Raw genomic sequence first — 24237 nt, forward strand, 5'->3', positions numbered from 1 at the left:
CGCTTATCGGGCCTACGTGGATGGCGTCGCTGATTGAAATCGACATCCGGCACCGCGCGAGCGGGTTTGTCTGCAATCTGACCCGGCAATCGCCGGGTTTTTTATGGGGAGGCCGGATAAGGCGTTTACGCCGCCATCAGGCCGGCCTAAAACATCGACTTCGTTGTCCACACCCGGCTGCGCCAGCGGCGGTACATCAGTATCGCCCGCAGCCCTTCATCAATAATATAGGCCAGCCAGACCCCCACCAGCCCCAGCCCGATGTACACGCCGAGGCAATACGAAAACGGCAGGCTGATAATCCACATCACAATAATGCCGCAGATAAACGGAAAGCGAACGTCGCCGGTGGCATTCAGGCTGCTGATCACAATGATATTGGTCGCACGCCCCAGTTCCAGCAAAATAGACAGTAAAAACAGCTTACGGGTTAGCGCGATAATTTCCTGATTCGGGGTAAAGAGCTGCATGATCGGCGCAGCCAGCAGGTAGATAACCACGCTGATAGAAAACGCCACCGCCAGCCCGAGGCGCCAGCTTTTCAGCCCCTGCCGGTAGGCGGACTCAATCTCCCTTGCCCCCACCGCACGGCCGATAATAATCTGCGAGGCCTGGCCTATCGACATCGCAAACAGCGCGACGAACTGACTGATGGTCGAGGCGTAAACTTTGGTCGTCAGCGCCTCGGTGCCCAGAAAAGCGATAATTCCGGTGACCACCAGCTGCGACCCGGCATAGGAGAGGTTCTCACCCGCCGATGGCAGGCCGAAGCGCAAAATCGCGCCGAGTATTTTGCGCGAGCAGTGGCGCAGGTTTTGCCAGCGAAAGGCATAGCCGATGTACTTTTTCAGCATCCACGCCGACATCAGCATCCCCACAACGTTGGCAATGCACACCGCGATACCGACACCGGTAACGCCAAGCCCAAGGAAGCTCAGCTGGCCGTACAGAAACAGATAGTTAAATACCACGTTGATAATGCTGACGGCGATCGGCACCAGCATAGCCTGACGCACGTAGCCGTGGGTACGTAGAATCGGCAGGATGGAGGAGTACAGCGCAATAACCACCGAAATGCCGCCGATAATACGAATAAACGGCGACCCCACTGTCACCAGTTCGTCGCTGAGCCCCAGCAGCCGTAGGAAGGTATCGCCAAACAGCACAAACACCAGGCTCATCGCCACGCCGATCAGAAACGCGACCACCAGCCCGTTGGTGATCACCCGCTCAATGCGCCGGAAGCGCTTCGCCCCCAGCAGCTGCGCCACCACAATTTGCACGCCGACGGTCAGAAAGCCGTAGAAGATCACCGAAATGGCAAGGATCTGGTTAGCCACGCCGGTGGCGGCCACGGCCTCATCCGAGTAGTGCCCCAGCATAAAAACGCTCACGTAGCCCAGCATCAACCGCAAAAGTTGTTCCACAAATATCGGCCACGCCAGAGTAAAAAGCCCCAGCCGCACCTGACTTTCCGTGCCCGTCATCACTGACAATCTCCCTTGTTTCACACCCAGCGTGGGATCATCAACCTTCTCGACCAAAGGCGTCTATCCGAACATTGCGCTGGCTTTGAAATTCAGAAAAACGCACGCTGGTTGGAGGAGATTCCAGGTTAAAATCGTGTTATATCCAGAGCCTATGCTCGGGAAGCCTACTTTTGGGAGTCAACGAATGAAATCTGTTTTACCGGCCCTCGCCCTGCTGTTAACCAGCGGCTATGCGCTGGCCGACGAATGCGCCAGCGCCAATACCCAGGCCGAGATGAACGCCTGCGCCGCCGAGCAGTATCAGGCAGCGGATAAGAAGCTCAATCAGACCTGGCAGGACGTACTAAAGCGCGCGGAACCGACCCAGCGCGATTTACTGAAAAAAGCCCAGACGGCGTGGATTGCCCTGCGCGATGCCGACTGTGCGTTTCTCAGCTCCAGCACCCACGGCGGCAGCGTACAGCCGATGATCAACAGCCAGTGCCTGACCGATAAAACCACCGAGCGCGAAGCGTTTCTCGCCTCGCTGCTCCAGTGTGAAGAGGGTGACCTGAGCTGCCCTCTACCGCCCGCCAGCTAGCGCACACGAATACCGTCGATAATGATCCGCTGGACGTTCTCGACGGTTTGCTGGAAGAAATCCTCATCGCGCAGCGTTTTGCCGGTCACCGCCTCAACCTGAGTGGCGAAGTCCGCATAGTGCTGCGTGGTGGCCCAAATCATAAAAATCAGGTGGTGCGGATCGACCGGTGCGAGTTTGCCGCTCTTCACCCACGCGGCGACGATCGCCGACTTATCGGCTACCAGCTGTTTCAGATCGCCGGTTAACGCGTCCATCACCAGCGGCGCCCCCTGAAGCATTTCCAGACAAAACAGCTTAGAAGCCTGCGGGTAGTCGCGCGAAACCTCCAGCTTGCGGCGAATATATTCGCCGATGGCCGCCAGCGGCGCCAGATCTTCGCGAAAGGCGCGCAGCGGCGCCAGCCAGATATCGAGGATCTGCTGCATGACGGCAACGTACAGCGCCTCTTTTGACGGGAAGTAGTACAGCAGATTCGTCTTTGACACCCCGGCCAGCTCGGCAACCTGATCCAACCGGGTGCCGTGGATGCCATACTGGGAAAAGGTATTTAGCGCAGCGTTGAGTATCGCCTGTTTTTTGGCGCTTACCGCCTGAGAACGTTTGCCGCTTTTCTTTACTGCATCCTGAGCCATACGCCCTCTCCTTGTGAATTCCCCTCTATTTTGCGTATCGCGTCGCCCTGCTTCAACCCCCAAAAAAACACCGCCGGTAAAACCGGCGGTGGGCAGAGAAAAATGCCGTCAGCCGCGCCTAGGTTCCGCGATGGCTACCGTGACTGTTTTTCCCGCCTTTCTTACCCGCTTCCGAGGCGCGCTGGGGATCGTTTTTAAAATTCCCGCCGCTGTGCTGGCCTCCCTTACGACCTGCTTCTGCTGCTCTTTCCCGGTCTTCAGCAAAATTACCGGAACCGCCGCGATGATTTGCCATGACTGACCTCCCGTTAAGAGAACGACATCGTGCATGACGTCGATGTAAAGCGTCATCACCCGCGAGATTGCGCGGGTAGTCATAAGCGTAGCTGGCAAAGACAGGCACCGCAGCGGCTGGATATATTTTGACATATCTGCCGTCGGGTTTTAGGTTTTCCCCCTCACGCCAGGCGATAACCAACGCTTGCGGCAGGGAAAAGCGGCGGGAGAAAAATGTATCGTGATGCGTCAGCGTGATTTTAGTACTCCCAGGTAGGTGCCGTTCTTCATTAACCTCACCTTACCCGTGCGTTTGTGGAACACGATGCGGTACGGCCCGTGAACAAACACATCGGCGTCGGCGCTGTATTCCTGTTTTCGCGCCGCCTCACCGTTCACCCTCACCGCGTCGCCCGCGCGCGTGACGGTGATACCAAACCCGTGATACGCGCGCTTTTTCGCCACCTGCGTGTACTGCGTCACCGCCTGCGCAGATGCCAGCGTGACCGCCAGCAGGCTCGCGCCCATCAGCGCTGCCGCAACCATCCGTTTTTTCATTCATCTTCCGTCATTGCGCTGAATCATTCGCAGGCATTGTCCTGATAAGACGGGGCGGTTTTGTTGATGATAATCAATCAAATAAATAATTAATGCTCAGTATTATTTATTATGGTTATTAATAACATATCCATTTTCACTCAAAACCTGAGCAAGTTTCGTTTAATAAAGCAGCAAACGAACGCAATCGGCAATTAATTGCCGCTGCGATGCAGCGAATCCTGCAACACGAACTATGCTTATTGGAGCTTGTTACGTAACCAACGAATTTGACACAGGAGAGTTAAGATGAGTGGAAATGCAAGTGTTCTGGTGCTCTATTATTCTATGTATGGACACATTGAAACGATGGCCAAAGCCGTTGCTGAAGGCGCAAACAAAGTCGATGGCGTAGACGTTGTCATCAAGCGCGTACCAGAAACCATGCAAGCAGAAGCATTTGCGAAAGCCGGCGGCAAAGCACAGGCGGTCCCTGTAGCCACCCCGCAGGAACTGGCAAACTACGATGCCATTATCTTCGGTACCCCCACCCGGTTCGGCAACATGGCCGGACAAATGCGTACCTTCCTCGATCAAACCGGCGGTCTGTGGGCATCCGGCGCGCTGTACGGCAAACTGGCGAGCGTCTTTAGCTCTACCGGTACCGGTGGCGGCCAGGAACAGACCATCACTTCGACCTGGACGACGCTCGCCCACCACGGTATGGTCATTGTACCGATCGGTTATGCGGCACAAGAACTGTTTGATATTTCGCAGGTGCGTGGCGGTACGCCGTATGGCGCAACCACCATTGCTGGTGCCGATGGTTCACGTCAACCAAGCCAGGAAGAGCTGGCGATTGCCCGCTATCAGGGCGAATACGTCGCAGGCCTGGCGGTTAAATTAAAAGGCTAATTGAGGGAGAAGAGATATGCCCACACAAGAAGGCAAAACACATCATATCGGTGAATGGGCGAGCTTGCGCAACACTTCACCAGAGATCGCCGAAGCGATTTTTGAACTCGCAAAATATGATGAAAAAGCGGCGGAACAAATCTGGGAAGAAGGCAGCGATGCCGTCCTGGAGCTGGCCTTCAGCAAAACAGATAAAGACTCTCTGTTCTGGGGCGAACAAACCATCGAACGTAAAAACGTTTGATCCGAGCGTGTAGGCCAGATAAGGCAACGCCGCTATCCGGGATAGCGCTATACTTATCAGGCCTACAAAATTCATTCAGTAGCCCGGCCAGCCATCGCGACGCCGGGCTATTTTTTTATACCCTCAGTCGCCGCTGCCAGCGCTTTGCCCCCCTTTCCAGGCCGAAACACAGCAGATAATAGACGACGCCGATAAAGGCAAAGATTGCCGTCGGATAGATTTGCACGCGGTTGTTCACCTGCCCGGCCACGGTCGTCAACTCCGGTACGTTAACGATAAACGCCAGCGATGTATCCTTGAGCAGGCCGATAAAAATACCCACCAACGACGGCAGTACGTTGCGCAGCGTTTGCGGTAGCAGAATCCGCCACAGGATTTGGCCGGCGCTAAAGCCCTGCGTCAACGCCGCTTCATACTGCCCGCCCGGCAGCGCATGCAGCCCGGCCAGCACCGAGTGCATTACCGAGGCGGCGGTAAACCACGCCAGCGCAAAAGTCACCGTCACCGCGCCTGGCATATCGCTGCCGGTCAGCATCGGCAGCAGATACCACAGCCAGAAGATGACAAAAATCAGCGGAATACCGCGAATAATCTCTGCCCACAGATACAACAGGCGACGCACGGTGCCGGGAAAACGCCACGCTGCGCAGGCCAGCAGTACGCCGCCCGGTAGCGCCATGGCCCCCGCCCCCAGCGCCATCATTAGCGTGAGCACGACCCCGCCGGGCTCTCCCTCGGCCAGCCGCCCCCACAGCAGATAGTCGAGATTATCCACGATCGTCGCCAGACTAGCGTTCATGCTGTATACCTCTCTGCGCAATGGCCGCCCGACGCCGTCGCATCGATACTCCGTGCGGTTTCGGCCCCAGGCGGCTCAACAGCAGCCCCAGCACCACGCCGGTCAGCAGATACAGTACGGTGCCCACGGCGAAGGCCTCCAGCGCATGGGCGTTATAGCTTTCAATCTGCCGTACCTGATAGGTCAGTTCGGCAAAGCCAATGCCGCTCGCCAGCGAAGAGAGCTTCATCAGGTTAAGATATTGCCCAACCACCGGCTGCCAGGCGTTCGCCAGCCCCTGCGGCAACAGAATATGGCGCAGCAGGCTGGCATGCGAAAAACCCTGCGCCAGCGCGGCTTCCCGCTGACCGTCGGGGACGCTGCGTAGCCCGGCGGCTATCTCTTCGACCAGAAACGCCGACGTGAACACGCCAAGGCCCCACGCTGAACAGAGAAACTCGGGCGTCAGCCACCAGACATTACCCGGCAGAATTGACCAGTCGTGCGGATCGTTAACGAAGTCGCGTACGATCTGCGGCAAAAAATTCCAGCCGGCAAAGTACCAGAACAACAGCTGCACCAGCAGCGGTGTATTGCGAAAAAGCGAGACCCACACGGCGGCCACCGCCGCACCACCGCGACCGCCCGCCAGCCGCAGCAGCAAAAACAGCACCGCCAGCAGGCTGGCCAGCGCCATGCCGGCAAGCGTCACCCAGAGGGTGGTGAGAAAACCGGAGAGTATCCACTGCAAAGGCTGCCCGCTGAGCACGCCCTGCCAATCAAAAGGAATCATCACGCCATTCGCTCCTGATGCAGCGGGTCGAGCACCTTCTGCAAAAAACGTACCGCGCGCGGGTGCTGCGGCCGGGTGAAAAAGGCCTCCGGCGCGGCGACCTCCAGCACGTCGCCGCCGTCGATAAACACCACGCGATCGGCGATTTCACGGGCAAACTGCATTTCGTGGGTCACCACGATCATCGTGATACCGCTGTGCGCCAGCGACTGCATGACGTGCAGCACCTCGCCAATCGTTTCCGGATCCAGCGCCGAGGTGGGTTCATCAAACAGAATGATTTGCGGCGATGAGGCCAGCGCCCGAGCTATCGCCACGCGCTGCTGCTGACCGCCGGAGAGTTCAGACGGCATGGCGTCGGCTTTTTCCGCTAGCCCAACCTTATGCAGCAGAGCCAGCGCGCGCGCCTGTGCGTCCTGATGAGGCCAGCCGTGCACCGTCTCTAGCGCCAGGGTAATGTTTTGCGCTGCGGTCAGGTGGGCATAGAGATTGAACTGCTGAAAAACAAAACCAATGCGGCTGCGCAGCTGGCGTAGCGCTCTGCCGCTGAGCCCTCGGGTCGGTTTACCGTCTATCAGGATCTCGCCGCCGCTCAGGTTTTCCAGCTGATTAATGAGGCGAATCAGCGTCGATTTCCCCGAGCCCGAAGGCCCGAGAATCGCCACCACCTCGCCGGGGTTAATCGTCAAATCGATGCCGTTAAGCACGCGATGATCGCCGTAGGTTTTCACGACCTGTCGGAAGGCCACGCTGGCATTCTCCAGATGTGAAAAATCCGCGGCCTTGGCCGCGGAAAGAGTGCGTAAAGCCGACAACATATTATTTTGCTTCTATGGTAAAGGAACGGGGCTGTGGCGCTTTGGTGGCGGGGCCAAACCAGACGTCATAGATTTTTGCCGCGTCGCCGGATTTTTCCAGCGCCACCAGCTCATCGTTAACCGCTTTCAGCAGCGCCGGTTCGCCTTTCTTCACGCCGACGCCAATCTCTTCTTTGCTCAGCAGATCCGGCAGGATTTTGAATTTGGCTTTATCCGGCGCTTCGCCCAGCAGACCGGCCAGAATCGTACTGTCCTGGGTAATCGCCTGCACGTTACCGTTGCGCAGGGCGGTCAGCGCCAGCGGGATATCGTCATAAGAAAGCACGCGGGCCTGCGGGAAGCGCTGGTGCAGCGTTTGCTCACCGGTCGTCCCCTTCACTGCCCCAATGCGCGCCTTGCTGTAGCCGTCAAGCTTATCGCTACCGCTGACCGGTACCAGGAACTGCTGTCCGGTCACAAAATAAGGCGTGGAGAAGTCAATCACCTGCGCACGCTCCGGGGTGATGGTGATATCGGCCACAATCAGGTCGGCCTTGCCGGACTGTAGCAGCGGGATGCGGTTCGCCGGATTGGTTGCGACCAGCTCCAGTTTTACCCCCAGCGATTTGGCCAGCGCCTTCGCAAAATCGACATCGTAGCCGACCAGCTCGTGCGTTTTGGCATCCACGGAACCAAACGGTGGGTTCGCGTCAAACGTGGCCACCTTCACCACGCCCTTCGCTTTAATATCGGCCAGCTGATCTGCCTGCGCGCTAAACGCGGTAACGCTGGCGACGACCAGGCCGGTCATGATGGCGAGCTGTGCTACTGTCTGTTTTGTCTTTGCCATAATTTTTCTGGATACCCCTGTTTTTGTATTGTCTTTTTACGCTCCCACACTGCCCTTAGCGGAACAAATAACGATTTGCTATGCCTTATTACCAAATATCATTTGGCGAAAGTGATTGTTATATAAAGGTAAAATAATTGATGCGCGTGGCTAAAGGCGGGTGAAAAATGCAAATGCTTAGCGATATTTCGCATTTCCTTTTGCCACCATTTAAGGTTGAAATAGGCGTTCGAAGAGAAAGAAGAAAACGGCCTTAATAGGCAAAAAGTCATGATGTCGTGCGGTGATTGTTTCCCATCGTGACCCGCGGAAACAGCGATCCGCGATATGCGCATCGCGGATGAACGCTATGATAACAGGCTGATTTCTACTACAAGTTGTGACCTCTCACGCATTACCCGCATTCATTTTACGGACATCCCGCACGCCTTGATCGCCGTCAAAAATAATCATACCGTCTGGTCGGTATGATTCGGCCCATGAATATCGACACTCAGCACCGTAAAAAAGATCCCGTCCGTTTGCATCAGCAGCTGCTTGAGTCCGCTGCGACGATCGCCGGACGAGACGGCATTGCCGCTCTCTCGCTAAACGCCGTGGCCCGCGAGGCTGGCGTCAGCAAAGGCGGTCTGATTCACCACTTTCCCAATAAACAAGCGCTGATCTTTGCCCTGTTCGCCCGTTTGCTGGCCATTATGGAAGAAGCGATTACCGCGCTCATGCAGCAGGACGGCGTGAGCTACGGCCGCTTCACCCGCGCTTACCTGAACTATCTTGCCGATCTGACGGACACCCATGAAAGCCGCCAGCTGATGGTGCTATCGCTGGCGATGCCCGATGAACCGGTGCTACGTAAATGCTGGCGCGACTGGATGCTGGACAAACTGGCGCAGGGTGACGAGCTGGACAACGGCCCAACCGGCACGCTGGTGCGCTACGCCGCTGACGGAATCTGGCTGTCGGAGTTGACGGAAGGGATCACCATGAGCGCAGGCCACCGCCGCGCGCTGGTTGACTCCCTCAATAAGATGACGCTTCCCGCATGAAGCACTGAGACTGAGGCCGCGATGCGCTACAACATCAATGCCCGTTTTATTTACGATGCTACCGACGGTACCCTGACGCTGCCGCAAAGCGATGAGCCGGACAGCCAGCTGTCGATTACCGCCAGCGCGCTGCTCGATTTTTTCTTGCGCCACCCCGGCATCGTCAGCCGCGAAGAGGTGTTGAAAAAAGTTTGGGATGACAACGGATTAACCTCCTCGAACAGCAACCTGAACCAGTACCTCAGCATGCTGCGTAAAACGTGCCGCCACTACGGTATCGACAACATCATCATCACCGTCTCGCGCGGCTATTTGCAGCTTAATCCAGACGTGTTGGTGGAACCGCTGGACGCCTCCCCGCCCGTTGAACCCGCGGAGTCCGTCCAGCCCGAGACGCAGCCAGACGCGCAGCCCGAGGCGTTACCCTCTGCCGCCAACACAGCGCTGCCGCGCAGCGCCCACGCGCGCGGTATGTGCTGGTATATGGCGGGAGGATGTTTACTGACTATCGCGCTGCTGCTGATCCTGTTTAGCCTGATTGGCCCGCGGGAATCGCGGCCCATTGCGCTTACCCGTCTCAGCCACAGCCAGTGCGAGCTGCTGGCCAGCGACGAGATGCGCCGTTCGGTCAGCGCCGGTGCCTACGGTAAAAATTTCGATGAGGTGCGCCAGCGTTTAAATATCGCCTGCAAACCGGGGGAACGCTTTCTCTTTTTCTACGGCGACCGGCTGGAAACCAACGGTCTGGGACGCGTGTTTCTTGCCCACTGCGCCATGCATGAAGATAACCCGTTCAGCTACTGCGATAACTACTTTTACTATTCCTGGAAGCCGCAATGAGACTCGCGCCGCGTACCTTTTTTGCCCTGTCCGTTCTGGTACTGATTGCCGCCGTCGGATTTAGCGCCTGGCGGCTGCTGCCCGCCAGCGACGCCGGGGCGATGAGCTGCTCTACCAAAGGCATTATGCGTTTTGAAAACATGGACAAAGAGAATGTAAACGGCAATATTCACTTCAACTTTGGCCCTCAGGGGAAAGGCTCAATGGTGGTGGAAGGCTATACCGATTCTGCCGCCGGCTGGCTGTACCTGCAGCGCTACGTGAAGTTCAACTACAACAGCAAGCGCATCTCCGCCACCGAGCGCCACTATCGCATCAGCCAGTGGGAGGCCAGCGCCTCGTCCATCGATGAGTCGCCGAACGTGATATTCGACTACTTTATGCGTGAAATGTCCGACAGCCACGACGGGCTGTTCCTCAACGCCCAAAAGCTGAACGATAAAGCTATCTTGCTGAGTTCCATCAACTCCCCGCTGTGGATCTGCACGCTGAAATCAGGCAGCACGCTGAACTAACCCACATCATCAAAAAAGCCCCTCCCCGGAGAGTCATGCTGGTCAGTTAACGCGTTGAATTCAGGAACCGGAACCGTAGGCCGGATAAGGCGTTTACTCCACCATCCGGCAATCTGCCGCGCGGTATGCCGGATGGCGCTTTGCTTATCCGGCTTACGAATATAGCTTAACTGACTGGCATGACTCCCCGGAGCAAAATCCCTCTCTGCCGCGCTAAATGCATAGTGAAGGCCGTCACCGCGAGCCACTCGCTCGACAAAAATGTCGTTATTAACGAAGTTAATAGTGTGATACACCGCACTCTTCGGCTTAACCTCATTTTTTCAACTGAATAAACAGCACTTTTTGCATTTAGACTCCATAAAAAATCTTGAGCCTCGCCACAGTTAACCGCCCGCCTTTTTACCCCAGCCGCATAATTATTTAGCAAATAAATAACATTTATCGCCGATGAAAAATTTGCGCTCCAGGCCGCGATATTGGCAGCCAAATCGCCTCCTCCACAACAGGACAAATAGATAAATAGTGGTAATAAAATAGCTAAATCACAGAGTTTTATTCTAATTCACTACGCCTTCTGGATTTAAATTCCAAATCACTCGCCCTTCCTTATAGTGACTCACGAACGCCGCAGCCGTGGGTAAATGCCGTGACACGGACGGTTTTCCAAATCACAAACCTGTTCTGAGGAGAGAGCCATGGGTGATGCATTAGGGCTTATCGAAACCAAAGGTCTGGTGGCCTGCATTGAGGCGGCGGATGCGATGTGTAAAGCCGCTAACGTCGAACTGATTGGCTATGAAAACGTCGGCTCCGGCCTGGTCACCGCGATGGTGAAAGGCGACGTCGGCGCGGTGAAAGCGGCGGTAGATTCCGGCGTCGAGTCCGCGCAGCGCATCGGGGAAGTGGTGACGTCGCTGGTCATTGCGCGTCCGCATAACGACATCAACAAAATCGTCATTAAACACAAGGCTTAAGGCCAGGAGAACGCAAATGGGTGATGCATTAGGTTTGATCGAAACCAAAGGCCTGGTGGCCTGCATTGAAGCGGCGGACGCGATGTGTAAAGCCGCTAACGTCGAACTGATCGGCTATGAAAACGTCGGCTCCGGCCTGGTTACCGCGATGGTGAAAGGCGACGTCGGCGCGGTAAAAGCGGCGGTGGACTCCGGCGTCGAGTCCGCACAGCGCATCGGTGAAGTGGTGACCTCGCTGGTTATCGCCCGCCCGCATAACGACATCAACAAGATTGTCGCTCACTACAAAATTACCGAATAACCGGAGAAATCATGATGAAAGAAGCGCTTGGCTTAATTGAAACCAAAGGACTGGTGGCCTGCATTGAAGCGGCAGACGCCATGTGTAAAGCCGCCAACGTTGAGCTGATTGGCTATGAAAACGTCGGCTCCGGCCTGGTCACCGCGATGGTGAAAGGCGACGTCGGCGCGGTGAACGCCGCGGTGGATTCCGGCGTGGAAGCGGCAAAACGCATTGGTGAAGTCGTCACCTCCCGCGTGATTGCGCGCCCGCATAACGATATCGAAAAAATCGCGTCGCAGCACAAAGCATGACCTGACTGGGCACGCCCCGTCTGCACTCTTTTAGTCTGATGAAGGATAGACTCATGATTGAACTGGATACCGATTTGCGCTCTCGCCAGAATGCGCGTGAGCTGGTGCGTAACGCCAAAAAGGCGCAAGCGATTATGGCCACTTTTTCGCAGCAGCAAATCGACGCCATCGTGAAGAACGTGGCCCAGGAAGCGGCGCATCATGCCGAAGCGCTGGCGAAAATGGCCGCGGAAGAAACCGGGTTTGGCAACTGGCAGGACAAAGTCCTGAAGAACCGTTTTGCCTCGCTGCGCGTTTACGATGCCATCAAAGATATGAAGACCGTCGGCATCATTCATGACGATCAAGCGAAAAAAGTGATGGACGTGGGCGTGCCGCTGGGCGTGATTTGCGCGCTGGTGCCGTCGACCAACCCGACCTCGACCGTCATCTACAAAACGCTGATTGCGCTGAAAGCCGGTAACGCCATTATCTTCTCTCCGCATCCGGGGGCGCGTCAGTGCAGCTGGAAAGCCATTGAGATCGTTAAACGCGCGGCAGAAGCGGCGGGCGCACCGGCAGGTATCGTCGACGGTATTACCGAACTGACGCTGGAAGCCACTTCCGAGCTGATGCACAGCAAGGACGTCTCGCTGATCCTGGCGACCGGCGGCGAAGGCATGGTGCGCGCGGCCTATGCCTCCGGTACGCCGACCATCAGCGGCGGCCCGGGTAACGGCCCGGCGTTTATCGAGCGCAGCGCCGATATCCACCACGCGGTGAAAGATATCATCACCAGCAAAACCTTCGATAACGGCGTGATCTGCGCCTCTGAGCAGTCGATCATCGTCGAACGCTGCATTTACGATGAAGTCCACCGCGAACTGGAAGCTCAGGGCGCCTACTTCATGAACGAAAGCGAAGCGGCGAAAATGGCGGCCCTGCTGCTGCGCCCGAACGGCACCATCAATCCGCAAGTGGTCGGCAAAACGGCGCTCTATTTAAGCCAGATGGCGGGCTTCTGCGTTCCGGCCAGCACCCGCGTGCTGATTGCCGCACAGACCACCGTCTCCCACAAGAACCCATACTCGCGCGAAAAACTGTGCCCGGTGCTGGGCTTGTACGTGGAAGAGGACTGGAAAGCCGCCTGCCACCGCGTGGTGGAGCTGCTGACCAACGAAGGTCTTGGCCACACGCTGGTGATCCACACCCGTAACCAGGACGTGATCCGCCAGTTCTGCCTCGAAAAACCGGTCAACCGCATCCTCATCAATACGCCCGCGGCCCTCGGTGGCATCGGTGCCACCACCAATATCTCGCCGGCGCTGACGCTCGGCTGCGGCGCGGTCGGCGGCGGTTCCAGCTCCGACAACGTCGGGCCGATGAACCTGCTGAACGTGCGCAAAGTGGGTTACGGCGTGCGTTCGATTGATGAACTGCGCGCGCCGGGCAGCCGTGTGGAACCGCAGCCGACGGTCGTCAGCCCGCAGGCAGACCCGCGCCGCAGCATCCTCGACGACGCACGCTTCGCCTCCCCTGCTCCGGCCAGCACCGCGGGTGATAACCGCTTTGCCAGCGCAACGGCAGCCGTAGAAGGCGACATCAGCGAGCAGAACGTGGAGCGCGTCATCCGCCAGGTGCTTGAGCGCTTAGGCAAGTAACGCATTGATATAAGGCGATAAAAAAGATGATTCTCGCAAAGGTAACCGGACATGTCGTCGCCACGCAGAAATGCGATGAGCTGCGCGGCAGCAATCTGCTGATGATCACGCAGCTGGATGATGAACACCGCCCCATGAAGGACCGCACCTGGGTCGCCGTCGACAGCGTCGGCGCGGGGATGCACGACATCGTGCTGGCGGAGGAGTATTTCGCGCTCAACAAGGACCGTTATAAAGCGATGTCCGTGGTCGCCATTGTCGAGAACGTCTTTCGGGACGCTTGAGGAGTGAATAACCCAATGAGTGAATTTTTACTGAAACCCCGGATCTGCTTCGGCCAGGACGCGCTTGCGGTCCTGACCGAAGTGAACGCCCAGCGTGCCCTGCTGGTCACCGACCAGGCGATGGTCAAGTTTGGCCTCGCCGACCGCGTGACGACGATTCTGCGCGCGCGCGGCGTTGACGTGCAGATCTGGGACGACGTGGTGGCCGACCCGGATATCGCCACGGTCGTGCGCGGTATGAAGCAGATGGACAGCTGCGCGCCGGATCTGGTGGTCGCGCTCGGCGGCGGCTCGGTGATTGATGCCGCCAAAGCGGTTATTTTCACCCTGGCGCAAACCCGCCCGGACGCTGCACGCCAGCGCCCGCAGTTTGTGGCCATCCCCACCACCAGCGGCACCGGTTCGGAAGTCACCAGCTTCTCGGTAGTCAAAGCCCACGCTGAAAAGCTGGTGCTGGTTGATCCGTCGCTGCTGCCGGATATCGCCATTCTGGACCCGACGCTGGTGGCCTCCGTGCCGCCGGCGATTACCGCCGACACCGGAATGGACGTACTGTGCCACGCGCTGGAGGCCTACGTCTCCACCGCCGCCAGCGACTTTTCCGACGCGCTGGCCGAGAAAGTGGTGCAGCAGGTCTTCCGCTATCTGCCCACCTGCTGGCGCAACGGCGGCGACCTGCTGGCGCGCGAGAAAATGCACAACGCCTCCTGCATGGCGGGGATGGCGTTTACCAACGCATCACTCGGCGTCACCCACAGCCTGGCACACGCGCTGGGCGGCGTGTTCCGCGTGCCGCACGGCCGCGCCAACGCGCTGCTGATGGCATCGGTAGTGGCCTGGAACGCCGATGTTAACGGCCAGTGCGACACCGACGCTGCTCGCAAATATGCCCGTCTGGCGCATCTGCTGGATCTCCCGGCGCACACCGTGCGTGAAGGGGTGGCCAGCCTGCTGGTCGCCATTGAGACGCTGAAAGAAGAGATGCAAATGCCCGCTGGCATTGGCGCCACCGCCGTCGATGCCGCCGATTTCGAGCGCCGATTGCCGGAAATGGTCGGGCAGGCATTGCGCGACAGCTGCACGCCGACCAACCCGCGCACGCCGGACGCGCAGGCATTAACCGAACTTTATCGCCAGGCATGGAGCGGCGCGCCGCTTGCACGAGCCAACGGGTAACGTCCTGGTAGACCGGGTAAGCGAAGCGCTACCCGGCACAATACGGGCACCCAATAAGAACATCTGGAGAATACGACATGGCACTCTACAGCTTAACGCCGCGCGTCAAAGTGTTGGCAGAACGTTTACTTTCGCAAAAAAGCACCCTGTGCACCGAGCACGCCGCCGTGCTGAACGCGCTCGATAGCGATATCGCCGGCGTTCCTGCCGCCGTAAAACCGGCGCGCCGTTTCTATGAACTGATGCGCCAGCTGCCGCTGACCATCAGCGCCGACGAACTGATCGTCGGCAACCAGACCCGCAAACCGCACGGGGCAATTTTCCACGATGACAGCGCCGCGCATCGCCCGTCCGCCTTCCAGTTCCTCAATCTGAACAGCAACCTCGACTCCCCGGATTACAAACTGGTGGTCGAAAAAGGCGTGCTGGCGATTAAACAGCAGCTGGAAGAGAAAACCCGCGCGCTGGGCAGCGCCGTCAGCCGCAGCGGCATGGACGAAGTCAACGGCTGCCGCGCCGCCATTTACGCCTGCGACGCGCTGATGGCGCTGGCGCAGAACCTGGCCAACAGCGCCGAAACGCTTGCCGCTGCCGAAACCAACGCCTATCGCAAAGCGGAGCTGTTAGACAGCGCCGCCATTCTGCACCACGTTCCGGCGCACCCGGCGCGCAGCTTTAAAGAAGCCTGCCAGGCGTTCTACCTGTTCCAGTTGGCGCTTCAGCTCGACAACGGTAGCTACGCCGTCAACCCGGAAGGTGCCGATAAAGCGCTGCTGCCGTACTACCAGCATGATGTTGCCAACGGCACGTTAACCGACGCACAGGCGTATGAAATCGTTGAATGCCTGTGGTTTAAGCTGGCGGAATTAAGCGAAGTCCGCGCCGCTTGCGCAATCGACGGCTACCCGATGTTCGACGCCCTGCTGCACGGTGCGAGCCTTGAGAACGCGCGTATTAACGCGCTCTCAGAGATGTTCCTCAGCGCGCAGCAAAACCTCAGCGCCCTGAATCTGCCGGTGCGTCTGTTCAGCGGCGCGCAGCAGGTGTCTGGCGCGCCGTTCGCACAGGTCAGTGAAACCGCTACCGTGGAAGGGCTGACGCCGCGCATGCAGCGCCTGCGTAACCACTACCTGACCGTGCGCCCGAGCGTCTCTATCTACCGCGCGCTGGCCTTCACCGAAGTGGTCAAAGCCAATCCGGGCATGCCGACCATTCTGCTGCGTGCCAAAGCCTTCCGCCACGCCTGCGAAACCGCGCCGATTCTGATTCAGGACGACGAACTGATCGTCGGCCATCCGTGCGGTAAGCCGCGCGCCGGGGCCTTCTCGCCGGATATCGCCTGGCGCTGGGTGCGCGACGAGCTCGACACCATGAGCACCCGTCCGCAGGATCCGTTCGAAATCAGCGAAGAAGATAAAAAGACCATCCGCGAAGAGATCGTGCCGTTCTGGGAAGGCCGTTCTCTGGATGAAATCTGCGAAGCGCAGTACCGCGAAGCGGGCGTGTGGGCGTTCAGCGGCGAAACCTTCGTCAGCGACCTCTCCTACCACCAGATCAACGGCGGCGGCGACACCTGCCCGGGCTACGACGTGCTGCTGTTCACCAAAGGCATGAACGGCATCAAGGCCGACGCCGAGGCGCACCTCGCCAGCCTGAGCATGGAGAACCCGGACGATATCGACCGCATTTACTACTACAAAGCGGCGATTGAAACCTGCGAAGGGGTGATTAACTATTCGCACCGCATCGCCGCCCGCGCCCGCGAACTGGCGGCCGTTGAGCAGAACGCCCAGCGCCGCGCCGAGCTGCTGACCATCGCCGACGTGAACCAGAACGTGCCGGCCAACCCGCCGAAAACCTTGCAGGAAGCGCTGCAAAGCATCTGGACGGTGGAATCGCTGTTTGAAATTGAAGAGAACCAGACCGGCCTGTCGCTGGGCCGCGTGGACCAGTACTGCTACCCGATGTTTGAAGCTGATATCCGCGAAGGCCGCCTGACCCATGAGAGCGCGCTGGAAATGATGCAGGCGTTTATCATCAAATGTGCCGAGCTGATGTGGATGTCCAGCGAGCTGGGGGCTAAATATTTCGCCGGTTATCAACCATTTATCAACCTGACCGTTGGTGGCCAGAAGCGTTCCGGCGGCGATGCCTGTAACGACCTGACCTATCTGATCATGGACGCCGTGCGCTTTGTGAAGGTTTACCAGCCGTCGCTGGCCTGCCGTATTCACAACCAGTCGCCGCAGAAGTACATGGAAAAAATCGTTGACGTGGTCAAAGCGGGCATGGGCTTCCCGGCCTGCCACTTTGATGATTCCCACATCAAGATGATGCTGCGCAAAGGCTTCGATTTCGAAGACGCCCGCGACTACTGCCTGATGGGCTGCGTTGAGCCGCAGAAATCCGGCCGTATCTACCAGTGGACCTCTACCGGTTACACCCAGTGGCCGATCGCTATCGAGTTTGTACTCAACCGTGGTCGCATGGTGCTGTTTGACAGCTACCAGGGGCTGGACACCGGCGACCTGCGCGACTTTAGCACCTTCGAGCAGTTCGATGCCGCGGTCAAACAGCAGATTGCCCATATCGTGCGCCTGTCCGCTATCGGCACGGTAATCAGCCAGCGCGTACACCGCGACGTGGCGCCGAAACCGCTGATGTCGCTGCTGGTCGAAGGCTGCATGGAGAAAGGTAAAGACGTTGCCGCCGGTGGCGCGATGGTCAACCACGGCCCGGGGCTGATTTTCTCTGGCCTGGCGACCTACGTCGACTCGATGGCGGCAATTCGCAAGCTGGTGTTTGAGGATAAGAAATACACCCTCGAGCAGGTTCGCGATGCGCTGCTGGCCAACTTCGAAGGCTTTGAAGCGCTGCGCCGCGACTGCCTGAACGCGCCGAAGTACGGCAACGACGACAACTATGTTGACCAGTATGCGCTGGACATCACCGAGTGGACCGAGCGCGAGTGCCGCAAATACCAGATGCTCTACTCCACCCTGAGCCACGGCACGCTGTCGATTTCCAACAATACGCCAATCGGCGAGCTGACCAACGCCACGCCGAACGGCCGCCTGGCGTGGATGCCGCTCTCCGACGGTATCAGCCCGACCCAGGGCGCGGATAAAAATGGCCCCACCGCCATCATTAAATCCGTCAGCAAGATGAACGTGGAAACCATGAACATCGGCATGGTGCACAACTTCAAGTTCCTCAAAGGGCTGCTGGATACCCCGGAAGGCCGCCACGGCCTGATTACGCTGCTGCGTACCGCCTCCATTCTCGGCAACGGCCAGATGCAGTTCAGCTACGTCGACAACGAAGTGCTGAAAAAAGCCCAGCAGGAGCCGGAGAAATACCGCGACCTGATCGTCCGCGTGGCGGGCTACAGCGCCTACTTCGTGGAGCTGTGCAAGGAAGTTCAGGACGAGATCATCAGCCGTACGGTGATCGAGAAGTTCTGATAACACGGACAGTAATCGGACAAGGACGTCCGCAGTTTTCAGGAGGCAAGCGTGATTGGCAATACACAAGAATTAACCGGGCGCATTTTCAATATCCAGAAGTACTCGATCTACGACGGCGACGGCATTCGCACACTGGTGTTTTTCAAAGGCTGCAATATTCGCTGCCCGTGGTGCGCTAACCCGGAAGGCTTAAGCAGCCAGTTTCAGGTGATGTTTTCGCAGGACAAGTGCATCAACTGCGGCGACTGCGTTAACGTCTGCCCGGCGGGCATTCACTACCGCGCGGAAGAAAACGGCGAAATGAAGCACTTCGTCAACCGCAATAAAGACTGCATTGGCTGCCGTAAATGCGAAGAGATTTGCACCCAGCACGCGCTGGATATTCTCGGCAAAGACGTCACCGTCAGCGAGCTGATGGACATCATCATGCAGGACTATGACTTCTATGTCTCCTCCGGCGGCGGCGTCACCATCGGCGGCGGCGAGATGAGCCTGCAAACCGATTTTGCCGTCGCCCTGTTCAGCGAATGCAAGAAGATGATGATCAACACCGCCGTCGAGACCCAGGGCACCACGCCGCTGGCCAACTACCAGAAGCTGGCACCGGTGACCGATACCTTCTTGTTCGACATTAAACAGATCGACAGCGATCACCATAAAACGCTGTTTGGCATCGGTAACGAAGGGGTGCGCCGCAACCTGGAGTGGCTGGTGGACTCTGGCGCTAACGTCATTGTGCGGATGCCGCTGGTGCGCGGCTACAACGACTCATGGGAAGCCATTACGGGGGCGATTGACTACGTCCAGAAGCTGGCGAAGCGCGGCAATATCCGCCGCATCGACATGCTGCCGTACCACCAGTTGGGGCGCAAAAAGTACGATCGTCTGGAGATGCCCTACCCGATCCTCAACGATCCCACCTACAGCGTGGAAGAGCTGAACAAGCTGGAGGCGTTTTTCGCACAGTTTGATTTTGATATTCGCTTAGTTCGTCATTAAAGGAGCCGATAATGAAAAGTTTAGGCGTCATTGAAACACGTGGACTGGTCGCCGCCGTTCAGGCCGTCGACGCCGCCTGTAAAGCCGCGGGCGTGGCCTGCATTGGCTATCGCAAGGTCGGTTCCGGGCTGGTGAGCGTCTGTTTTGAAGGCGAGATCAGCGCCATTCATACCGCCATCGAGCGCGGCGTCGCGGTAGCAAAAACCGTCGACTCGCAGGTGAAATCACTGGTGATTGCCCGCCCGGAACGCTGCGTGGTGGAAGCGCTCAGCAGCCTGAAAGGCCATCCGCCGCGTGCTAAAGCGCAGGAAAAGGTTCACGCTGAACCTGCCGTTGAGCCTCAGATTCCTGCCGTAGAGCCGACACCTCTCTCTCCGGTTGTTGATGAGAAAAACGCCGTGCATAAGAAAGGGAAAAAGGCATGATTGACGCCCTGCTACAGGAAAAAATCACCGCCCGGCTGGCCCACACTGCGCCCGCCATTCCGGTGGGCATCTCTAACCGTCACGTGCATCTGTCGCAGCCGGACGTCGAAGCGCTTTTCGGCAAAGGCTATACGCTGACGCCGCTTAAGCCGCTGCGCCAGCCGGGGCAGTTTGCCGCCGAAGAGTGCGTGACCATCGTCGGCCCGAAAGGCTCGCTGACCAACGTGCGCGTCCTCGGCCCTACCCGCCCTATCACTCAGCTGGAAGTGTCGCGCGCCGACTGCTTCGCGCTGGGTATTAAGGCGCCGGTCCGCGAATCCGGTCAGTTGGAGAACGCGGGCAGCGCGCTGCTGGTGGGGCCGAAAGGCCACGTTGAACTTCATTCGCAGGTGATTTGCGCCTGGCGTCATATTCATATGTCGCCGCAGGACGCTCGGGCGCTGAACGTCAGCAATGGGCAAAAGGTCAGCGTACGCAGCGGCGGTGAACGCCAGCTCACCTTCGACGAAGTGGTGGTGCGGGTGCGCGATGATTTCGCCCTTGAGTTTCACATCGACACCGAAGAAGCCAACGCCGCCGGGCTGAAAAACGGCGCGCAGGTGACGCTGGTGCGTTAACGGAGGCCATCATGACCGAGCAACAGATTGACCGCCTGGTGGCGCAGATTCTCCAGCGCTTGCAGCCTCCGGTGCTGGTAATGGTGACCGCCGCAGAGGGCTATCGCCACGAGATTTGCCAGCGTCTGGCGCGCTGCGGCGAGCGGCTGCATCTGGCGCTAGAGGGCATGCTGCCCGATAGCGAACGCTGGGCGTCGCTCGGCGAAACGCTGCCTGCGGAAAGCTGGCAACGCGCGCTGCCGCCGGCCCCTTACAAAGCGCTGCTGCTGCCGTTTCTTGATTATCCGCTGGCGATGGATCTGCTGAACGGCACGCTGCACAGCCCGGTAGCGCAGAGGGTACACGATGCGCTATGCGCCGGTATTCCGGTTCTGGCGCTGCGCTACCTTTGCGATCCGCACAGTGAGCTCAACGCCCTGCGCGGCGAAGCGGACAGCGCCTATGCGGCCCATCTTGGTACGACCCTTACCCGTCTGGCCGAATGCGGCATCATGCTCGGATCGCTGAACGATCTGCTGGCGCGGCTAGAAGCGGGCGCAAAGGCGCCCACCGTCACCGACGGCACACGGCGTTATCTGACTGTCACAGATATCGTCAATAATCCGGCGTTGGCCGATTCACCCGACGCGGTATTAACCGATGCCGCCGTCGATTTTTTAAAAACACAGAGAAAAATAACCTTACCTCGATAACACACCCTGGAGTGTAGATATGTCTTCGAAAACAAAATGCTGGCTATGGATGCTGCTGGTTATCGTCTCAGAAACCTCGGCCACCTCAACGCTTAAAATGTTTGATTCCAGCGAAGGGATGACCAAAACCCTGCTGCTGGCGCTGATCGTTGTGCTGTACTGCGTGTGCTACTACTCGCTGTCCCGCGCGGTGAAAGATATTCCGGTTGGGCTAGCCTACGCCACCTGGTCGGGCACCGGTATTCTGGTGGTCTCGACGCTGGGCATGGCCTTCTACGGCCAGCACCCGGACACCGCCGCCATCATCGGCATGGCGATTATCGCCAGCGGTATTGTCATCATGAACCTGTTCTCGAAAATGGGCCACGAAGACACAGAAGAGACGCCGCCTACCCCGGTCGCCAAACTCGATAACAATATCGCTAACTAACGCAAAAGGAATCGCTCATGTTTAATCTCGGATTTTTATGGCTGGCGCTGTCTATCGGCTCCGAAATCACCGGCACGTCAATGATCAAAAAAACCCACGGCTTTAGTAAACTGGCGCCATCGGTACTGGTGGTCTGCGCGTACGCGCTTTGCTACTTCGCGCTCACCCGCGCGATGAGCACCATTCCGGTCGGCGTGGCCTATTCGCTGTGGTGCGGCTTTGGCATCGTCGGCGTCACGATCTGCTCCATGATCCTCTACAAACAGAAACCGGATCTGCCCGCTATCTTTGCTATGCTGTTGATTATCAGCGGCGGCATCATCATGAACGTTTTCTCCGGCATGTAACGCCCGACGGCATCTTCCCCCTCGGGGAAGATGCCAGCGATTCCCCTCAGCCCATCCCTGATTCGCCATTCAGATGAAATGGCATCCCTCTTCATGATATTTCTCCCCTTTATCAGCGTTAAAAATCCGGTTAGAAAACGCCCCTGAATTATTATATTCATGCAAAAAGGGAAGCTACACTTCCTTTAATATGGAATTCTTTATTCCTTAATACCTAATATTTTCCGCTAATATGTAACTTTCAGAAACATACATGCGCAACACCTTTATTGATTAAAAATAATTTATTTTTTATTGCTTTAAAACAGAATAATAAAGGCTGAAACTATCGCACCGAATTAATAGTAACAAATTGTTCTAAAAGGATTTTACACGGAAAGTTTTTATATATTAAGATCGTTTTCACCAATCAATAATAGGTTATCGATCGTTCTGCCCTGGCGTTTCATTAATGATAGTTACGATCGGTTTGAACGATCGATATGAATCAATTTAATCGTCTTTGACAATGATATTTACAGGTTGTAACATGCGCCTCCTTTAATAAATAGCAGCCTACCTTGTTCAATGGATGAATATGGCAAAATAGGGAACATAGTGTTTCCTTTTTGTAAAACGCTGCAATAGCACAATGAAAACATTGCTCTGGTACGAATGGACCTGTTGATTTTTGCTTCTGGAGAAAGCTTTGATTAGGAACCTGAATTTTCGTCGCCCTTTAAATATCTGCTTCCTGATAACGGCTATCGTATTTACCTTAGTCTGCACGGCAGTGCTGGCGCTGCAATGGCAAGATGCCAAAAGTACCTACCAACGGCAGAATTTACGCTACGTCCAAAATCTGTCGACCTATACCGCCAAATATCTTTCTGGCTACGAAAGCATGCTGGACGAAACCATCAAGCAGCTGGCCGCCAACACTCAGGGTAAAATCCGCGACGGCGAAAACCTTCGCCACTGGCTGTTTGAGCGTTTCAACGCTATGCCCGACGCGCGTTCGCTGATTTATGCCAGCAGCGACGGTCGCTTTATCCGTCTGCCCAATGTCGATCTGGACGATGAAACCACGCGTCAGGCCGACCCACGCAACAAGATTTGGTTCACCGTCGCCATGCGCGATGACTTTGACAGCGCGCATTACACCAGCAGCCGCGACATTTTTGATAACGGCAGCCGCACGCTCACTATCTCAAAATCGTTGGTCGACAACGATGATGGTGAGAAAATTGGCGTGCTGGCGGTGCGCCTGAACCGCGCGTCCACTGCGGATATTCTGAACGCCGCCGTGCCTCCCCTGCCCGGACAAAAGTGGATCATGGACGGTGAAGGGCAACAGATTGCAAGCGATCGAGGCGCAATTAGCCCCGCCGTGCTGGCGGAAGTCTCGGTGAAGCTGCATAAATCTTCCCCTTTCTTCTCTCTGCCCGAAACCGGTAAATGGTATTTCACCAGCGCGATAGGCGATACCAGCTGGTACCTGGTGCACGAGGTACGCGACAGCGACTTAACATCCCATGTCTTTGACCGCAGCGACAACGTGCTTTACTGCCTGCTGTTTGGCCTGCTGGCGCTGTTCATCTGCTGGTGGATGGTTCGAATCGCTCTGAACGCGCTGTATATTCGTATCGCTAACGGTATCCGTAACGGCGCGATTGAACAAAAAGCGGCGGAAGAAATGCTGTATGAAGAGATCCACAACACCTCGGTGCAGCAGGAAAATATCAAAAATGAGGCGCTGACCGACGGCTTGACCGAGCTGAAAAACCGCCGCGCGTTTGATAACGATCTTGAGTTCATGCAGCACGCCGACGATTTGTGCCTGGCGATGATTGATATTGATAACTTTAAGTCGATTAACGATACCTACGGCCATGCCACCGGCGATATGGTGCTGAAAACCGTCTCCGACATTGGGCTGCGCCTGCGCGGGCTGGATAACATTACGCTCTACCGCTACGGCGGTGAGGAAATTGCGGTGTTATTCCAGAACGTGAGCCAGGAAGACGCACGGGTCTATCTCGAACGCTGGCGAGAAACCTGCGATCAGCGGCGGTTCCGCGAGGCGAATTTGCACGTAACGTTCAGCGCCGGTCTCACGGCCAAGGGCACAATGAGTATCGAAGAAGCGCTGGCCCTGGCGGACAAACGGCTGTACGAAGCCAAGCGCAACGGAAAAAATCGCATCATCAACACATCGGCCGAAAGTCACTAAGGTCACACGCGCCCTTCAAACCTCACCCGCACCGCAACGGCGCGGGTGAGTCAATGGATTCCACGCCCTGCCCTCGTTCAA

29 protein-coding genes are annotated in these 24237 nt (G+C 57.3%); 20 read left to right on the top strand and 9 right to left on the bottom strand.

Going from position 1 to position 24237, the window contains the following annotated elements; all coding sequences use genetic code 11:
- Nucleotides 1–146 precede the first annotated feature (146 nt).
- Nucleotides 147–1487, bottom strand: a complete 1341-nt coding sequence (locus H7R56_RS15005; RefSeq protein ID WP_106926200.1) for an MATE family efflux transporter — start codon at nucleotides 1485–1487, stop codon at nucleotides 147–149.
- A 187-nt stretch (nucleotides 1488–1674) separates the two neighbouring features.
- Between H7R56_RS15005 and H7R56_RS15010 the strand changes: the two genes are divergently transcribed.
- Nucleotides 1675–2070: a lysozyme inhibitor LprI family protein gene (locus tag H7R56_RS15010; RefSeq protein WP_106926198.1), complete on the top strand. Its 396-nt coding sequence runs from the start codon at nucleotides 1675–1677 to the stop codon at nucleotides 2068–2070.
- Here the strand turns inward: H7R56_RS15010 and rutR are convergent.
- The 3 genes from rutR to H7R56_RS15025 form a co-directional block, all read right to left on the bottom strand.
- Entirely contained in the window at nucleotides 2067–2705 is a 639-nt protein-coding gene (gene rutR / locus H7R56_RS15015; RefSeq protein WP_106926196.1) for an HTH-type transcriptional regulator RutR, read from the bottom strand. The two genes, H7R56_RS15010 and rutR, sit on opposite strands and share 4 nt — an antisense overlap.
- A gap of 118 nt (nucleotides 2706–2823) precedes the next feature.
- Entirely contained in the window at nucleotides 2824–3000 is a 177-nt protein-coding gene (locus H7R56_RS15020; RefSeq protein ID WP_106926194.1) for a con-10 family general stress protein, read from the bottom strand.
- 230 nt (nucleotides 3001–3230) lie between these two features.
- Nucleotides 3231–3539 (bottom strand): hypothetical protein, encoded by a 309-nt coding sequence (locus H7R56_RS15025; protein WP_106926192.1) that lies wholly within the window; start codon nucleotides 3537–3539, stop codon nucleotides 3231–3233.
- A 288-nt stretch (nucleotides 3540–3827) separates the two neighbouring features.
- Between H7R56_RS15025 and wrbA the strand changes: the two genes are divergently transcribed.
- Both wrbA and H7R56_RS15035 read left to right on the top strand, forming a co-directional pair.
- Entirely contained in the window at nucleotides 3828–4433 is a 606-nt protein-coding gene (gene wrbA / locus H7R56_RS15030) for an NAD(P)H:quinone oxidoreductase (protein ID WP_106926190.1), read from the top strand.
- A gap of 16 nt (nucleotides 4434–4449) precedes the next feature.
- The gene (locus H7R56_RS15035; protein WP_106926188.1) at nucleotides 4450–4677 is read left to right on the top strand and encodes a YccJ family protein; all 228 of its coding nucleotides are present in this window, start codon (nucleotides 4450–4452) and stop codon (nucleotides 4675–4677) included.
- 115 nt (nucleotides 4678–4792) lie between these two features.
- Here H7R56_RS15035 and H7R56_RS15040 read toward each other — a convergent pair whose 3' ends face one another.
- The 4 genes from H7R56_RS15040 to H7R56_RS15055 are packed head-to-tail and all read right to left on the bottom strand — an operon-like array spanning nucleotide 4793 to nucleotide 7856.
- A complete protein-coding gene (locus H7R56_RS15040) occupies nucleotides 4793–5476 on the bottom strand; it encodes an amino acid ABC transporter permease (RefSeq protein WP_106926186.1) in 684 nt (227 codons plus the stop codon).
- A complete protein-coding gene (locus tag H7R56_RS15045) occupies nucleotides 5466–6248 on the bottom strand; it encodes an amino acid ABC transporter permease (protein ID WP_106926184.1) in 783 nt (260 codons plus the stop codon). The genes H7R56_RS15040 and H7R56_RS15045 overlap by 11 nt, the downstream gene beginning before the upstream one ends.
- The gene (locus H7R56_RS15050) at nucleotides 6248–7066 is read right to left on the bottom strand and encodes an amino acid ABC transporter ATP-binding protein (RefSeq protein ID WP_106926182.1); all 819 of its coding nucleotides are present in this window, start codon (nucleotides 7064–7066) and stop codon (nucleotides 6248–6250) included. Before H7R56_RS15050 ends, H7R56_RS15045 begins: the two co-directional genes overlap by 1 nt.
- Before the next feature lies 1 nt (nucleotide 7067).
- Nucleotides 7068–7856: an ABC transporter substrate-binding protein gene (locus H7R56_RS15055; RefSeq protein WP_374956739.1), complete on the bottom strand. Its 789-nt coding sequence runs from the start codon at nucleotides 7854–7856 to the stop codon at nucleotides 7068–7070.
- Nucleotides 7857–8362: 506 nt separating this feature from the next.
- On the opposite strand from H7R56_RS15055, the gene H7R56_RS15060 reads away from it, so the two are divergent.
- The 3 genes from H7R56_RS15060 to H7R56_RS15070 are packed head-to-tail and all read left to right on the top strand — an operon-like array spanning nucleotide 8363 to nucleotide 10296.
- On the top strand, nucleotides 8363–8941 hold the full coding sequence (locus H7R56_RS15060) for a TetR/AcrR family transcriptional regulator (RefSeq protein WP_106926178.1): 579 nt from the start codon (nucleotides 8363–8365) through the stop codon (nucleotides 8939–8941).
- Between the two features lie 21 nt (nucleotides 8942–8962).
- Nucleotides 8963–9781 (top strand): winged helix-turn-helix domain-containing protein, encoded by an 819-nt coding sequence (locus tag H7R56_RS15065; RefSeq protein WP_106926176.1) that lies wholly within the window; start codon nucleotides 8963–8965, stop codon nucleotides 9779–9781.
- Nucleotides 9778–10296, top strand: a complete 519-nt coding sequence (locus H7R56_RS15070) for a FidL-like protein (RefSeq protein WP_106926174.1) — start codon at nucleotides 9778–9780, stop codon at nucleotides 10294–10296. The genes H7R56_RS15065 and H7R56_RS15070 overlap by 4 nt, the downstream gene beginning before the upstream one ends.
- On the opposite strand, the gene H7R56_RS15075 is transcribed toward H7R56_RS15070, so the two are convergent.
- Entirely contained in the window at nucleotides 10293–10592 is a 300-nt protein-coding gene (locus H7R56_RS15075) for a hypothetical protein (RefSeq protein ID WP_106926172.1), read from the bottom strand. The genes H7R56_RS15070 and H7R56_RS15075 overlap by 4 nt on opposite strands.
- A gap of 402 nt (nucleotides 10593–10994) precedes the next feature.
- On the opposite strand from H7R56_RS15075, the gene H7R56_RS15080 reads away from it, so the two are divergent.
- The 14 genes from H7R56_RS15080 (at nucleotide 10995) to H7R56_RS15145 (ending at nucleotide 24156) form a co-directional block, all read left to right on the top strand.
- On the top strand, nucleotides 10995–11273 hold the full coding sequence (locus H7R56_RS15080) for a BMC domain-containing protein (protein ID WP_001540796.1): 279 nt from the start codon (nucleotides 10995–10997) through the stop codon (nucleotides 11271–11273).
- A gap of 16 nt (nucleotides 11274–11289) precedes the next feature.
- Nucleotides 11290–11574 (top strand): BMC domain-containing protein, encoded by a 285-nt coding sequence (locus H7R56_RS15085; RefSeq protein WP_065356252.1) that lies wholly within the window; start codon nucleotides 11290–11292, stop codon nucleotides 11572–11574.
- 14 nt (nucleotides 11575–11588) lie between these two features.
- Nucleotides 11589–11867 (top strand): BMC domain-containing protein, encoded by a 279-nt coding sequence (locus H7R56_RS15090; protein ID WP_015585230.1) that lies wholly within the window; start codon nucleotides 11589–11591, stop codon nucleotides 11865–11867.
- 53 nt (nucleotides 11868–11920) lie between these two features.
- Nucleotides 11921–13507, top strand: a complete 1587-nt coding sequence (locus H7R56_RS15095) for an acetaldehyde dehydrogenase (acetylating) (protein ID WP_106926170.1) — start codon at nucleotides 11921–11923, stop codon at nucleotides 13505–13507.
- A gap of 26 nt (nucleotides 13508–13533) precedes the next feature.
- A complete protein-coding gene (locus tag H7R56_RS15100) occupies nucleotides 13534–13791 on the top strand; it encodes a EutN/CcmL family microcompartment protein (RefSeq protein WP_106926168.1) in 258 nt (85 codons plus the stop codon).
- A gap of 15 nt (nucleotides 13792–13806) precedes the next feature.
- Nucleotides 13807–14967 (top strand): 1-propanol dehydrogenase PduQ, encoded by a 1161-nt coding sequence (locus H7R56_RS15105; protein WP_106926166.1) that lies wholly within the window; start codon nucleotides 13807–13809, stop codon nucleotides 14965–14967.
- Nucleotides 14968–15044: 77 nt separating this feature from the next.
- Nucleotides 15045–18431, top strand: coding sequence for a choline trimethylamine-lyase (cutC, locus tag H7R56_RS15110; protein ID WP_106926164.1), 3387 nt, complete (start codon nucleotides 15045–15047; stop codon nucleotides 18429–18431).
- Between the two features lie 54 nt (nucleotides 18432–18485).
- Nucleotides 18486–19433 carry a choline TMA-lyase-activating enzyme gene (gene cutD / locus H7R56_RS15115; protein ID WP_106926605.1) on the top strand — a complete coding sequence of 316 codons (948 nt, stop codon included), beginning with the start codon at nucleotides 18486–18488 and terminating at the stop codon, nucleotides 19431–19433.
- A gap of 11 nt (nucleotides 19434–19444) precedes the next feature.
- Nucleotides 19445–19858 carry a BMC domain-containing protein gene (locus H7R56_RS15120; protein ID WP_106926162.1) on the top strand — a complete coding sequence of 138 codons (414 nt, stop codon included), beginning with the start codon at nucleotides 19445–19447 and terminating at the stop codon, nucleotides 19856–19858.
- Nucleotides 19855–20475, top strand: a complete 621-nt coding sequence (locus H7R56_RS15125) for a phosphate propanoyltransferase (RefSeq protein ID WP_106926160.1) — start codon at nucleotides 19855–19857, stop codon at nucleotides 20473–20475. The genes H7R56_RS15120 and H7R56_RS15125 overlap by 4 nt, the downstream gene beginning before the upstream one ends.
- Before the next feature lie 11 nt (nucleotides 20476–20486).
- Nucleotides 20487–21167 (top strand): hypothetical protein, encoded by a 681-nt coding sequence (locus H7R56_RS15130; protein WP_106926158.1) that lies wholly within the window; start codon nucleotides 20487–20489, stop codon nucleotides 21165–21167.
- A 19-nt stretch (nucleotides 21168–21186) separates the two neighbouring features.
- Nucleotides 21187–21597, top strand: coding sequence for a DMT family transporter (locus H7R56_RS15135; protein ID WP_106926156.1), 411 nt, complete (start codon nucleotides 21187–21189; stop codon nucleotides 21595–21597).
- Nucleotides 21598–21614: 17 nt separating this feature from the next.
- Nucleotides 21615–21944, top strand: a complete 330-nt coding sequence (locus H7R56_RS15140; RefSeq protein ID WP_106926154.1) for a DMT family transporter — start codon at nucleotides 21615–21617, stop codon at nucleotides 21942–21944.
- A gap of 688 nt (nucleotides 21945–22632) precedes the next feature.
- Complete coding sequence (locus tag H7R56_RS15145) at nucleotides 22633–24156, top strand: sensor domain-containing diguanylate cyclase (protein ID WP_181357983.1); 1524 nt, start codon at nucleotides 22633–22635, stop codon at nucleotides 24154–24156.
- Nucleotides 24157–24237 lie beyond the last annotated feature (81 nt).

The organism is Klebsiella sp. WP3-W18-ESBL-02 (assembly GCF_014168815.1).
Lineage (GTDB): Bacteria > Pseudomonadota > Gammaproteobacteria > Enterobacterales > Enterobacteriaceae > Kluyvera > Kluyvera ascorbata_B.

Coding starts and splice junctions, on each gene's coding strand:
- H7R56_RS15125 (WP_106926160.1), top strand. CDS start 19,855: ATGATTGACGCCCTGCTACAGGAAAAAATCACCGCCCGGCTGGCCCAC.
- H7R56_RS15020 (WP_106926194.1), bottom strand. CDS start 3,000: ATGGCAAATCATCGCGGCGGTTCCGGTAATTTTGCTGAAGACCGGGAA.
- H7R56_RS15055 (WP_374956739.1), bottom strand. CDS start 7,856: ATGACCGGCCTGGTCGTCGCCAGCGTTACCGCGTTTAGCGCGCAGGCA.
- H7R56_RS15120 (WP_106926162.1), top strand. CDS start 19,445: ATGAAAAGTTTAGGCGTCATTGAAACACGTGGACTGGTCGCCGCCGTT.
- H7R56_RS15085 (WP_065356252.1), top strand. CDS start 11,290: ATGGGTGATGCATTAGGTTTGATCGAAACCAAAGGCCTGGTGGCCTGC.
- cutC (WP_106926164.1), top strand. CDS start 15,045: ATGGCACTCTACAGCTTAACGCCGCGCGTCAAAGTGTTGGCAGAACGT.
- H7R56_RS15040 (WP_106926186.1), bottom strand. CDS start 5,476: ATGAACGCTAGTCTGGCGACGATCGTGGATAATCTCGACTATCTGCTG.
- H7R56_RS15140 (WP_106926154.1), top strand. CDS start 21,615: ATGTTTAATCTCGGATTTTTATGGCTGGCGCTGTCTATCGGCTCCGAA.
- H7R56_RS15035 (WP_106926188.1), top strand. CDS start 4,450: ATGCCCACACAAGAAGGCAAAACACATCATATCGGTGAATGGGCGAGC.
- H7R56_RS15130 (WP_106926158.1), top strand. CDS start 20,487: ATGACCGAGCAACAGATTGACCGCCTGGTGGCGCAGATTCTCCAGCGC.
- H7R56_RS15045 (WP_106926184.1), bottom strand. CDS start 6,248: ATGATTCCTTTTGATTGGCAGGGCGTGCTCAGCGGGCAGCCTTTGCAG.
- H7R56_RS15025 (WP_106926192.1), bottom strand. CDS start 3,539: ATGAAAAAACGGATGGTTGCGGCAGCGCTGATGGGCGCGAGCCTGCTG.
- H7R56_RS15070 (WP_106926174.1), top strand. CDS start 9,778: ATGAGACTCGCGCCGCGTACCTTTTTTGCCCTGTCCGTTCTGGTACTG.
- wrbA (WP_106926190.1), top strand. CDS start 3,828: ATGAGTGGAAATGCAAGTGTTCTGGTGCTCTATTATTCTATGTATGGA.
- H7R56_RS15105 (WP_106926166.1), top strand. CDS start 13,807: ATGAGTGAATTTTTACTGAAACCCCGGATCTGCTTCGGCCAGGACGCG.
- H7R56_RS15090 (WP_015585230.1), top strand. CDS start 11,589: ATGAAAGAAGCGCTTGGCTTAATTGAAACCAAAGGACTGGTGGCCTGC.
- H7R56_RS15005 (WP_106926200.1), bottom strand. CDS start 1,487: ATGACGGGCACGGAAAGTCAGGTGCGGCTGGGGCTTTTTACTCTGGCG.
- H7R56_RS15050 (WP_106926182.1), bottom strand. CDS start 7,066: ATGTTGTCGGCTTTACGCACTCTTTCCGCGGCCAAGGCCGCGGATTTT.
- H7R56_RS15135 (WP_106926156.1), top strand. CDS start 21,187: ATGTCTTCGAAAACAAAATGCTGGCTATGGATGCTGCTGGTTATCGTC.
- H7R56_RS15080 (WP_001540796.1), top strand. CDS start 10,995: ATGGGTGATGCATTAGGGCTTATCGAAACCAAAGGTCTGGTGGCCTGC.
- H7R56_RS15065 (WP_106926176.1), top strand. CDS start 8,963: ATGCGCTACAACATCAATGCCCGTTTTATTTACGATGCTACCGACGGT.
- H7R56_RS15010 (WP_106926198.1), top strand. CDS start 1,675: ATGAAATCTGTTTTACCGGCCCTCGCCCTGCTGTTAACCAGCGGCTAT.
- H7R56_RS15095 (WP_106926170.1), top strand. CDS start 11,921: ATGATTGAACTGGATACCGATTTGCGCTCTCGCCAGAATGCGCGTGAG.
- rutR (WP_106926196.1), bottom strand. CDS start 2,705: ATGGCTCAGGATGCAGTAAAGAAAAGCGGCAAACGTTCTCAGGCGGTA.
- H7R56_RS15060 (WP_106926178.1), top strand. CDS start 8,363: ATGATTCGGCCCATGAATATCGACACTCAGCACCGTAAAAAAGATCCC.
- H7R56_RS15100 (WP_106926168.1), top strand. CDS start 13,534: ATGATTCTCGCAAAGGTAACCGGACATGTCGTCGCCACGCAGAAATGC.